The following is a 13,756-nucleotide window of genomic DNA, read 5'->3' as shown; positions in this document are numbered from 1 at the left end:
CACAGACGTGGTGGACAATTATATTTAGTATCAGGGTCTTAATTTTTTACCACATTATTTCGACAAGTAATTTATTAATACTTTAATAACAGGTTACTTACAAACCTTTGCTAATTTTAGGGGCCGGGGTTTGCCCCTGTCGTGGCATTTTATCCAAAAATGGCCAGAGGTGCAACTGAACTGATTTTTGATGCTGAACTTATCTTTTGGATATGAGCAAATAAAAGCCGATAGATGTCGAAAAAACTACCATGGATAACAGAAGGGATTTTTTAAAAAAGGCAGCATTCTTAGCAGGGGCCACCGGCTTTACCGGCTTGGTACCCGAGTCTATCCAAAAAGCGATGGCTATAGAGCCCGCTTTAGGCAGTACCTACCTTGATGCCGAACACATTGTGATACTGATGCAGGAAAACCGCTCTTTTGATCATTGTTTCGGTACGCTAAAAGGTGTACGCGGCTTTAATGACCCGAGAGCCATCGACCTGCCCAATAAAAATAAAGTGTGGCTGCAATCAAACGCAGCGGGCGAAACTTACGCACCGTTTCGCCTGGATATCAAAAACACTAAAGCCACCTGGATGCACTCGCTGCCGCATTCATGGCAAAACCAGGTAGACGCCCGCAACGACGGCAAGTACGATCAGTGGCTTAATGTTAAACGCAACAGCAACCCCGAGTATGCGCACATGCCTTTAACGCTGGGTTATCATACCCGCGAGGATCTTTCGTTCTATTATGCACTGGCCGATGCATTTACTGTTTGCGACCAAAACTTTTGTTCGTCGCTAACCGGCACCAACCCCAACCGCCTGTATTTTTGGACGGGTACGATACGGCAGGAACAGCACGAAAACTCTAAGGCACACGTCTGGAACGAAGATATGGATTATGGTACGTTAAGCTGGGGCACATTTCCCGAGCGTTTGGAGGAACACGGTATTTCGTGGAAATGTTACCAAAACGAAGTAGCCATCGATACGGGTTTTAAAGGTGAAGAAGATGCCTGGCTCTCTAATTTTCAGGACAACCCCTTAGAGTTTTTTGCGCAATATCACATTCATTTACACGAACCGCATGTTCTGCACCGGCAGCAACAGGCCGGAGAACTGAAAACAAAAGTAGAAGAGCTGCAAAAACAACTTGATGCCTTACCCGCTGGCGATACCCGGGCAGCAGGTTTAAACTATCAACTAAAAAAAGCACAAAACAGTTTAGCAGCTATCCGCACTGAACAGGAGAAATTGCAGGCCGGCGGATTTGAGAAGCTATCTGAAAAACAAAAAAACCTCCATCAGAAAGCTTTCGATACCAATAAGAACAACCCTGAGTACCGTGAGCTTATCGACCTAACCTATCATGATGGCGATGCCGAACGTACATTAAAAGTTCCGAAGGGAGATATTCTGCATCAGTTCAGGGCTGATGTAGACGCCGGGAAGCTGCCAATGGTTTCGTGGATATCGGCCCCCGAGAATTTCTCGGACCACCCGACAGCGGCATGGTACGGAGCATGGTACGTATCTGAAGTAATAGATATCCTGACCAAGAACCCGGAGGTATGGAAAAAAACCATCTTTATTTTAGCTTATGATGAGAATGATGGTTATTTTGACCATGTGCCGCCATTCGTGGCGCCGCATCCGCATAAAGGCGGCACCGGTAAGGTGTCGCAAGGGATAGATACCAGTGTTGAGTTTGTAACCGTCGAACAGGAGCAGGCGAGGAAAGGGTTCCCGCAAAAGTATGACCGTGAAAGCCCTATCGGGCTTGGTTATCGCGTGCCACTGGTTATAGCCTCACCCTGGAGTAAAGGCGGCTGGGTTAATTCGGAGGTATTTGACCATACATCCACATTACAATTCCTGGAAAAGTTTTTGGGTAAGAAAACCGGTAAATACATCAGAGAAACTAATATAAGCGATTGGCGCCGTACCTTTTGCGGAGATCTGAGCTCGGTATTTAGACCTTATCATGGCGAAGCCGTTTCCTCGCCACAGCCTTTGGCAAAAAACAACTTCGTCGAAGGCATCCACAAAGCCAAGTTTAAAAAATTACCCGATAATTACCGGTTGCTCAATGCCGCGGATATTGCGTTGTTTAATCAAACGCCTCAGCAATCGCCTTATATGCCTGTACAGGAGGCTGGTATTAAGCCTTCGTGTGCATTACCATACCAAATATATGTGGATGGCAAATTAAGCGCGGATAGAAAGTCGTTCGAGATCGTATTCCATAACAGTACCGAACTTTTCGGAAAGGAAACAGCCGGTACGCCATTTAATGTATATGCTCCCGGCAATTATGTGCAGCAAGCCGATGGACGTTTTGCACCGGTACGCACCTGGGCCTATGGCGTAAAGCCAGGTGATATAATTAGTGATGAATGGCCGTTGCACGAATTTGAGAACAACCATTATCACCTGCGGGTATATGGGCCCAATGGTTTTTACAGGGAATTTAAAGGCGATGCAGTAGAGCCGGCTGTTGCCGTACGTTGCGATTATCAACGAAACCGCCTCAATAAAAAAGTATTCACCGGCAATATCGAATTGTCGGTCGATAACCTGAGTAACCGTGCACAGACTATCAAAATAACAGATCACGCATATCATGCCGGAGATATTGAACACGTGCTGCCCGGCCTGGTCAAGGGTAATACCTTAACAATCGACCTGCAAAAAAGCCATGGCTGGTATGATTTTAGCATTTGGATAACTGGCAGTAACCATTTCGAAAGGCGCTATGCAGGCCGCGTAGAAACAGGTAAAACAAGTTACAGTGATCCGTATATGGGAAGGATGAACGCTTAAATCCGATGAGATGCTTTGTTTCTTTGCTTTGAAGCATAGCAATATTGTTGCTCAAACCTACAAGATATAACAATAACTTAACCCAACATTATTAACATCATCAAAAACGGCAACCCGTTTAACACTTTCCAGGCTAATGGAAAACACCTGTAGTCGGACCTGTTATCGTGTAGAGGTGCAGGGCCCGGTTAACCCGTACCCGCAAACCCGACCCGATGGCATTAAGCAGCAGGGGGATGGTTGGCCTGTCAAACCCGTTGTATTTTAATTTCGATCCGAATTTTTAAAGAGTAGTGATCTTTTTGCTATACGCTTTGAAAAAATAAAAGCCTTGAAGAGCCGATCGTCCGGGGCTTTATTTATTTGGTGCAGGCGGAACGCGCCAAGCCCCGAACTTCTTGGAAGATTTGCACTCTATTGTGAATATGAGAATATATGGAGATAACAAATTCTCATGATGCCGGCTCAGGGTAGTCCAATATAAATATTAACAATTAACCTTTTTTTGATTCTGATTTTTTTCCTGCAACTAAACCTTCCCGGTTTTCGTATAAAGAAATTAAAAAAGAGTTTGCGAGTCGATACTGAGCCCGATCGCACTTTTCTGTTAACTTAAACACACCGGCCATTTTATGAAAAGAAAATTACTTATTTTCTTTTTATTGGTATTTGCATGGATAAAAGGTATAGGCCAGGTAACAATTCCTGTCGACCTTTCAAGTTCGGCCAACGCGTCGGTGAATGTAAGTTCGGGCAGGAACGGTAATTATTGCGGCGACAATAACTGCGTGGTCTTCGTGGTAACCATAAATCCGGGATCTGACCTGTTAAACATAACCTCCGGGCAGTTAGCGCATTCAGATAACTATACAGTCAACTGCGGTCCGCAAACACCTGTTGGCACCCCGGTTTGTGTGAGTGGTTTAACCAGTCCTATTTACGTTGCTTTTTGTAAACCCGGAAATAACACCATTACTTATACCATTACAGCGTCTACAGCTGTAAAAGCATCAAATGATATTACTTTAAGACAGGGGTGTACCGGAAGCATGAGCGTTACCGGGCTTGATGCCGCAACTGTAACCTGGACCTCCATCTACCCGGGTACGGCCGGAGCTTATAATTCGTATTTGAGCTGCCCGTCGGGTTGTACAAGCACCAATGTTACGCCTGCTATATCCGCATCAACCCCGGCTTATATCGATTATAAGGTTAGCGGCAACATAACAGGCTGTGCCAGTTACAGATCGGATACCGTACGTGTATATACCGTTTCGCCAATGACTGTTTCGGTATCGCCTGCCAATGCTACTATCTGTGCCGGAAGCTCGGGTAATATTACCTTAACGGCAACGCCATCCGGAGGGAGCCCTCCGTATACTTACTCGTGGAGTACCGGTGCAACTACTCAATCTATAACAGTAACTTCACCCAATACCTATACGGTTTCGGTGTCTGATAATACTACCGGATGCGGACCAATCCCGCAAACTGTTACGGTTACTACAGCACCCGTGCCTGCGGCCCCTACAGCTTCGGGCACAACTATTTGCAGTGGCAGTGCCGGTGTTGTAACGGCTACCGCACCGGGCGGTACTTACATGTGGTATGATGCGGCGACCGGTGGTAACCTGTTGTATACCGGAGCGTCTTATACAACACCGGTGCTAACTGCCACAACCACTTACTATGTACAAACAATTGTAAGTGGTTGTACCAGTACGAGAACGCCGGTGACAGTTACGGTTAACCCGATACCGGCAGCGCCTACCGCGGCTTCAACCTCAACATGCAGCGGCAGCAGCGCAACATTAACCGCCACTGCGCCAGGTGGTACTTATGACTGGTACGACAGCGCCTCGGGCGGGACCCTTCTGTTTACCGGGGCAACTTATACAACACCTGCATTAACTGTAAACACCACCTATTATGTGCAAACTACGGTAAACGGATGTGCCAGTCCGCGTACGGCGGTTACCGTAAGCATTATACCAACCCCGGTTGCACCCACAGCCGCAGGGACAAGTACCTGCAGCGGTACGGCGGTAACATTAACAGCTACTGCGCCCGGCGGTAATTATGACTGGTACGATTCGGCCAGCGGCGGCACATTATTGATAAGCGGCGCAACGTATACCACGCCTGTTTTAACAGCCACAACTACCTATTATGTGCAGACAACAGTTAACGGATGTGTAAGCGCGCGTACACCTGTCACGGTAACGGTAAATGCCATCCCCGCTGCGCCTACGGCCGCGGATGCTACTATTTGCAACGGAACAACGGCAACACTAACCGCAATAGCTCCCGGAGGTACTTACCAGTGGTATAGTGCTGCTTCGGGCGGCACCTTACTTGCTACAGGCTCAACCTATATTACACCGGCATTAACCAGCAGCACCACCTATTATGTTCAAACTATCGTCAATGGATGTACAAGTCCACGCTCGGCAGTAAATGTAACCGTTAACCCGGTAACGCCGGCCCCTACGGCATTGGGTGCTACAGTTTGTAGCGGCAGTGCGGCTACATTAACGGCCACCGCACCGGGTGGTACTTATGATTGGTTCTCTGTGCCCTCAGGTGGAACATTGCTGTTTACCGGAGCATCATATACCACTCCCACGCTAACCACTACAGCAACCTATTACGTACAGGCTACCGTGAACGGATGTACAGGGGCGCGCACAGCGGTTACGGTAACCGTAAACCCGACTCCGGCCGCGCCAACTGCTTCGGGCACCGCTATTTGCAGCGGTAATACGGCCACACTAACCGCCACTGCGCCGGGCGGTACTTATGACTGGTACGATAGTGCATCGGGTGGGAACCTGCTGAGTACCGGTGCAAGTTTCACTACACCGGTTTTAACTGCGACGACAACATACTATGTACAAACCACCGTAAACGGATGCGTGGGCCCGAGAACTGCCGTAACGGTTACCGTTAGCCCATTGCCGGCTGCGCCTACAGCATCCGGAAGTACCATTTGCCAGGGATCAACGGCAACCTTAACAGCATCTGCCCCGGGCGGAACCTATCATTGGTATGATGCCGCTACCGGTGGAACACTACTTTTTACAGGTGCAGCTTATACTACACCCGCGTTATCAAATACGGCCACCTATTATGTTGATGCCACCTCGGCGTCGGGTTGTACAGGGCCACGTACTGCAGTTGCGGTAACGGTTACACCGCCTGTAAACCCGGCGTTTTTTTACCCTTCGGGCACTTTTTGTAAGACAGGAACCAACCCAACCCCGACGGTAGTATCGCCATCAGGCGGAACATTCAGCTCGACTGCCGGGCTTGTATTCGTCGATAACCAAACCGGTGAAATTGACCTGGCCGCCAGTACCATCGGCACGTACACTATAACATTTGTTACTAATACCAGCTGTACCTATACCAGCAGCGCGAGCATTACCATTACCAGCGCCCCCGACGCAACATTTAGCTACACCGGGCCATATTGCCAGTACCAGGCAAATCCCTTACCTACTTTTTTGCCCGGCACCAGTGCAGGGATATTCAGTTCGAGCGCGGGTTTGGTGTTTTTAAATACCAGTACAGGTGAAATTGACCTGCAACATTCTACACCCGGTACGTATACTATTACCAATAACATTGCCGCCGCCGGTGGTTGCGCCGCAGCATCGGCCACCAATACCGTAACCATTAACCCTGCAGCAACTGTAAATGCCGGTGCCGACCAGGTTGTATGTTCGGGGCAAACGGTTACGTTAAACGGCGTTATAGGTGGCGGCGCGACCAGCGGCACATGGTCAGGCGGAACGGGGCATTTTACCGATGCTACGTCGCCAGCTACCACCTACACTTTGGGCCCTGGCGAAACCAGCGCGACGCTAACTTTAACAACGAACGACCCGGCCGGGCCTTGTGGCGCTGTATCGGATCAAATGACAATCACGGTTAACCCAACGCCTGCTGTAACAAGCCTCGCCGCTGCCGCCATCTGCAACAGCACGGCGCAGAACTATACCATCACCAGTAATGTGAGCGGTACAACTTACAGCTGGGATAGGGCAGCCGTTGCCGGGATAAGTAATGTAGCGGTTAGCGGACAGACAAGTAATACCATTTCGGAAACATTGATCAACACGACATCGGCGCCAATAAATGTAGTTTACTCTATCGTTCCGACAGCTAATGGCTGTACCGGTTCAACATTTACCTATACGTTAACCGTTAACCCAACGCCAACCGTAACAAGCGCGGCCAGCGCGGCCACATGTAACAATACGGCACAGAGCTACGCTATAACCAGCAACGTAAGCAGCACAACCTTTACATGGAGCAGAGCGACAGTTGCCGGGATCAGCAATGCCGCGGTGAGCGGTCGAACAAGTAGCGCAATTACCGAAAGCCTGGTCAACACTACATCGGCCCCGATAAACGTGACCTACTCCATACTGCCATCGGCTAACGGCTGTGATGGGCCGGTGTTTACCTATACCTTAACTGTTAATCCGACACCTGCAGTTACAAGTGCGGCAAGTGCAACTACCTGTAACAATACGGCCCAGAATTATAACATTACCAGCAATGTTGGCGGAACAACTTATACATGGAGCAGAGGAACTGTTGCCGGCATCAGCAATACGGCGGTAAGCGGGCAGACAAGTAACACCATTACCGAAAGCCTGGTAAACACCACAGCGGCACCTGTAAATGTGGATTACACCATAGCTCCGGCAGCTAATGGCTGTAGTGGGCCGGCATTTACCTATACGGTTACCGTAAATCCCACACCAACTGTAACGAGTGCGGGCGGAGGCAATATTTGTAATAACACGGCCCAGAATTATACCATCAGCAGTAACGTGAGCGGCGCGACCTATACATGGAGCAGGGCGGCCGTGGCCGGGATCAATAATGCAGCGATAAGCGGGCAAACAAGCAACATTATCAGCGAGGCGTTAAACAATACGACCAATGCACCCGTTGCAGTAGCTTATATTATTGTTCCGGCAGCTAATGGATGTAGCGGGCCGGCATTTACTTACACGGTTACCGTTAACCCGACGCCTACGGTGACCAGCGCAGCCAATGCAACTACCTGTAATAATACAGCGCAGAGTTATACCATTACCAGCAACGTGAGTGGAGCAACATACACATGGAGCAGGGCCGCTGTTACCGGGATCAGCAATGCGCCTATATCAGCCCAAACAAGCAATACCATTACCGAAAGTCTCGTCAACACCACATCGGCACCGATCAATGTGATCTATTCGATCTTACCTTCGGCTAACGGTTGCGACGGGCCGGCATTTACGTATGCGGTTACTGTTAATCCTACCCCAACCGTTACAAGCGCGGCAAGTGCAACTACCTGTAACAATACGGCACAGAACTATACCATTACCGGCAATGTTAGCGGCACAGCCTATACCTGGAGCAGGGCTGCCGTTGCCGGGATCAGCAATACGGCAGTATCTTCGCAAACAAGCAATACCATTACCGAAAGCCTGGTTAATACGACTACCGGACCAATCAATGTGCCTTACGTTATTGTTCCTTCGGCTAACGGATGTTCGGGGCCGGTGTTTACTTATACAGTTACCGTTAACCCGACTCCTGTGGTGACCAGCGCATCAACGGCGTCAACCTGTAACAATATTGCGCAGAACTATACCATTACCAGCAATGTGAGCGGGGCGACGTACACCTGGAGCCGGGCATCAGTAGCCGGTATCAGCAATCCCGCCGTGAGCGGGCAAACAAGCAATACGATCACCGAAACGCTCGTTAACACCACAGTAAATCCGATAGATGTAACCTATAGCATCATTCCGGACGCCAACGGCTGCAGCGGGCCCGTTTTTAATTATGTTGTTACGGTTAGCCCAACGCCGAGAGTAACCAGCGTTGCAAATGCAATTACTTGTAACAGCACCGCGCAGAACTACGCCATTACCAGTAATGTAAGCGGTACAACCTATACCTGGAGCAGGGCCGCCGTTACCGGGATCAGCAATGCAGCAGTGAACGGGCAAACGAGCAGTACCATTACCGAAAGCCTGATCAATACAACAAACGCGCCTGTAAATGTTGCTTATAACATTATTCCGCAAGCTAATGGCTGCAGCGGACCACTGTTTACCTACACTATTACGGTTAACCCAACACCAACCGTAACCAGTGTAGCAACAGCAACTATTTGCAACAGCACCGTGCAGAACTACACCATTACCAGTAATGTAAGCGGTACAACCTATACCTGGAGCAGACCCGCTGTTACCGGGATCAGCAATGCGGCAGTAAGCGGGCAGACAAGTAATACGATCACCGAAAGCCTCATCAACACCACACCAGCACCGGTAAATGCAGTTTATACTATTATTCCTTCGGCTAACGGGTGCGATGGGCCCGCATTTACGTATACGATAACCGTTAACCCAACACCAACCGTGACGAGCGCCACCAGTGTTACCATTTGTAACAATACTGCGCAGAACTATGCCATTACCGGCACTGTGAGCGGTACAACCTATAGCTGGAGCAGGGCCGCTGTCGCGGGAATCAGTAACGCGGCAGTGAACGGACAGACCAGCAATACCATTACCGAAAGCCTGGTTAACACCACATCGACACCAATAAATGTACCATATTCGATCCTGCCTTCGGCCAACGGATGCGACGGGGCGGTATTTATTTACACCGTAACTGTTAACCCAACACCAATTGTGACGAGCACTGCCAGTGCTGCCATCTGTAACAGTACCGCACAGAACTATACCATCACCAGCAATGTGAGCGGCGCAACCTATACATGGAGCAGGGCAGCCGTTACCGGGATCAGCAATACGGCGGTAAGCGGGCAAACAAGTAATACCATCACCGAAAGCCTCATCAACAGCACATCGATACCGGTAAATGTTGTTTATGTAATTGTTCCGGCAGCCAATGGCTGTTCGGGGCCGGCATTTACCTATGCCATAACCGTTAACCCGACGCCAACTGCAACCAGTGCAGCAAGTGCGACGATCTGTAACAATACAGCTCAGAGCTACACTATTACCGGCAATGTCAGCGGAACGACCTATACCTGGAGCAGAGCTACCGTTGCGGGAATAAGCAATGCGGCAGTGAACGGACAGACAAGCAATACCATCACCGAATCGTTGCTCAATACTACATCGGCACCCGTAAATGCAGTTTACACCATAGTGCCTGCAGCTAACGGATGTTCGGGCCCGGCATTTACATATACTGTCACTGTAAATCCCACACCAACCGTGACCAGCGCTGCAGGTGCAACTATCTGTAACAATACGGCCCAGAACTATACCATCGCCGCCAATGTGAGCGGAACGACCTATACCTGGAGCAGAGCAGTAGTTACAGGGATCAGCAACGCGGCGGTAAGCGGGCAAACAAGCAACACCATCACAGAGAGCCTGATCAACACCACACCGGCACCGGTAAATGTAGCTTATACTATTGTTCCCACAGCTAACGGATGTTCGGGACCGGCATTTACGTATACCGTTACGGTTAATCCGACACCGGTAGTTACCAGCGCCGCCAGTGCGACGATCTGTAACAATACCACGCAGAGCTATGCTATCACCAGCAATGTGAGCGGAACGACCTATACCTGGAGCAGAGCCGCCGTTACCGGGATCAGCAATGCGGCAGTAAGCGGGCAAACGAGTAATACCATTACCGAAACGCTGGTTAATACATCAGTGGCGCCGGTAAATGTTGTTTATACGATCGTCCCGATGGCTAACGGTTGCTCCGGCCCGGCATTTACCTATACCATAACCGTTAACCCAACGCCAGCTATTACCAGTGCAGCCAACGGCACCGTTTGTAACAGTACCGCTCAAAACTATACCATAACCAGCAACGTTAGCGGAACAGCCTATACCTGGAGCAGGGCTGCCGTTACCGGGATCAGCAACGCAGCAGTAAGCGGACAAATAGCCAATCCAATAACCGAAAGTCTTGTTAATACAACATCGGCACCGATAAATGTACTTTACGCTATTAACCCTTCAGCAAACGGGTGTGCCGGGCCGTCATTTACTTACACAGTTATCGTTAATCCGACACCTTCCATAACAAGCGCAGCCAGTGCTGTTATCTGTAACAATACCGCGCAGAACTATACCCTTACCAGTAATGTAACCGGAGCCACTTATAGCTGGAGCAGGGCCGCTGTAGCGGGGATAAGTAATACGGCAGTATCCGGCCAAACAAGCGGCACCATTGCCGAATCGCTCAATAACACAACTGCCGCCCCTGTTGCTGTAACCTACCAGATCACCCCATCGATAAACGGGTGCCCTGGAACACCTTTCAACTATACGTTGACCGTAAATCCAACGCCAACAATCACCAACAACCCGTTATCACAAACAGTTTGTTCGCAAAGCAGTAATACGGCCGTTGTGTTTACATCTAACGTTGCAGGAACTACTTTCCAATGGGCAGCTACAGCAACTCCGAAGATTTCGGGCTTTACCGCCAGCGGGACAGGCAATATCCCATCGCAAATATTATTAAACACTGATACAGCGAAAGGTACGATAACTTATACAGTTACCCCATATGCAAACGGATGCCCGGGCACACCCGTCAACTACACCATTACAGTGAACCCTAAACCGGCCACGCCACCGGCAGGCAGCAACTCTCCGGTTTGCCAGAACTATGCCCTGAGTTTAACTACATCCGCGGTAAAAGGGGCTACCTACTCATGGATAGGTCCTAACGGATTTACCTCAAACCTTCAAAACCCGGTTATTGCCAATGCTGCCCTTGCTGCTGCAGGCACTTATACTTTATTTGTAACGGTGAACGGTTGCACCAGCGATGCCAGCACAACAAATGTAACCATTATGCCTACGCCTTTGGCGCCGGTTGCAAGCAGCAACGGCCCTTTGTGCCAGGGAAGCACCTTAATATTGAATGCAGGTAATATTACCGGGGCCGTTTATAGCTGGACCGGCCCTAACGGTTTTACATCAAACCTGCAAAACCCTTCGATCGGTAATACAACTACCGTTAACGGGGGAACTTATTCTGTAACCGCTACCGTGAATGGCTGTACAAGCGCGGCCGGCACAGTTAACGTTGTGGTAAACCCAGTCCCGGCTGCGCCTGTTGCTACCAGCAACAGCCCGGTTTGCCAGGGCAGCAGCATCAATTTATCCGTGAAAACTACACCGGGTTATACTTATGCTTGGACCGGGCCGAATAACTTTTATTCGACACAGGCTAACCCGACGATACCGGCAGCCGCTCAAGCCAATGCAGGTACGTATTATGTAACGGCAACATCCAGCAGTTGCACCGGCCCGGCCCAGGCGGTAACTGTTGAGGTTGATCAGACGCCGGTCAACCCGGTAGCATCAAGCAACTCGCCCGTGTGTACAGGCGACCCGATCACACTCTTTGCTTCGACATTTGTGGGAGCCACTTATAAATGGACCGGCCCCAATGGTTTTTCGTCGAACCTGCAAAACCCGGTTATCAACACGGCCGTTACTGCAAGCGCAGGTATTTATACTGTAACGATAACTGCGCCTGGCTGTTCGGTTACGGCATCAACCACTACCAAAGTAATTGTAAATCAAACACCAATTGCACCAACTGCTGGCAGCAACAGCCCGGTTTGTGTCAGTGATGACATCAACCTTTCGGCAGCTACTGTTGCGGGTGCAACTTACTCGTGGACCGGCCCGAACGGCTTTACCTCGGTCTTGCAAAACCCGGTTATTCATAATGTCGCTCTTGCGGATTCGGGCATCTATAAAGTTACGGTTACCGTTAACGCGTGCACAAGCGCCGCCACATCGACTACAGTTGCTATCAATAAGCCTTTAATAGCTTATGCGGGCAACAACCAGGTAACCTGCGCCAACAGCCCGAACACTACCCTAACCGGCAGCATTATAGGCGATACCCATAACGGCATCTGGAGCACCAGTGGCAGCGGTACATTTTTACCAAACAATACTTCGTTAAGTGCTACTTATATACCTTCAGCAGCCGATATTACCGCCGGCGGCGTTTCGCTCACCTTAAGCTCTACAAAAAATGGCGGGTGCAGCGTTTCATCGTCGACAATGAAACTTACGATCAACCCGACACCGATAATTAGCACAGGCGGCAACAAATCGATGTGTACCAACGATCCGGCGATTACTATAGCCGGAAATGTTACTTATGCTACAGGCGGCAAATGGGCAACATCGGGAACAGGTACCTTTAGCCCTTCGGATGCTTCGGTCAATGTAAGCTATATCCCAAGCGATGCTGATAAAGCAAAAGGCTCGGTTAAGCTCACGCTTACCTCAACCGGCATTGGCAATTGTATCCCTGTTTCTGATGTGATGACATTGACCTTTATCACGGCGCCCACTATTGCCATGCCTGATGTTAAATATGTTTTAGAGGGCGAAACTACGGTGCTGGATCCGGCAGTAACCGGGACGAATCTCCAATATTTGTGGACACCTCCGCTGTATTTGAGTTCGACAGTGATCAGGACTCCAAGGTTAAAGGGCGTGGAAAGCCAGCTTTACAATTTAAGAGTTACCGGCACAGGCGGGTGCTTTACCGAAAAGCAAATTATGATCAATGTGCTTAAACCCATTGTCATACCCAATACATTCACGCCCAATGGCGACGGCATCAATGATCTGTGGCACATTAAGGAATTATCGAATTACCCGGGAGCGACGGTAACCATCTTTAACCGCTACGGAACAAAACTTTATTACTCAAAAGGATACTCGGTACCATGGGATGGTACCTATAACGGCAAACCGTTACCCGTGGGTACTTACTATTATATTATTGAACGTGGTATTTATGGCACACCACTATCTGGCTATGTAGTGATTATAAGGTAGTTGTATTTTAGAAATAAACCCGGCCTGCAGCCTAAAAGGACTCAAACCAAA

2 protein-coding genes are annotated in these 13,756 nt (G+C 49.4%); both read left to right on the top strand.

Annotated features, from left to right (window positions below):
• Positions 1–251 precede the first annotated feature (251 nt).
• Positions 252–2,813 (top strand): phosphocholine-specific phospholipase C, encoded by a 2,562-nt coding sequence (locus BEL04_RS18275; protein WP_066006211.1) that lies wholly within the window; start codon positions 252–254, stop codon positions 2,811–2,813.
• Between the two features lie 632 nt (positions 2,814–3,445).
• Positions 3,446–13,705: a PKD-like domain-containing protein gene (locus tag BEL04_RS18270; protein WP_066006210.1), complete on the top strand. Its 10,260-nt coding sequence runs from the start codon at positions 3,446–3,448 to the stop codon at positions 13,703–13,705.
• Positions 13,706–13,756 lie beyond the last annotated feature (51 nt).

Origin of the sequence: Mucilaginibacter sp. PPCGB 2223 (assembly GCF_001705515.1) — a bacterium.
In the GTDB taxonomy this organism is placed as follows: Bacteria; Bacteroidota; Bacteroidia; order Sphingobacteriales; family Sphingobacteriaceae; genus Mucilaginibacter.
This window is presented reverse-complemented; position numbering and strand designations above follow the sequence as displayed.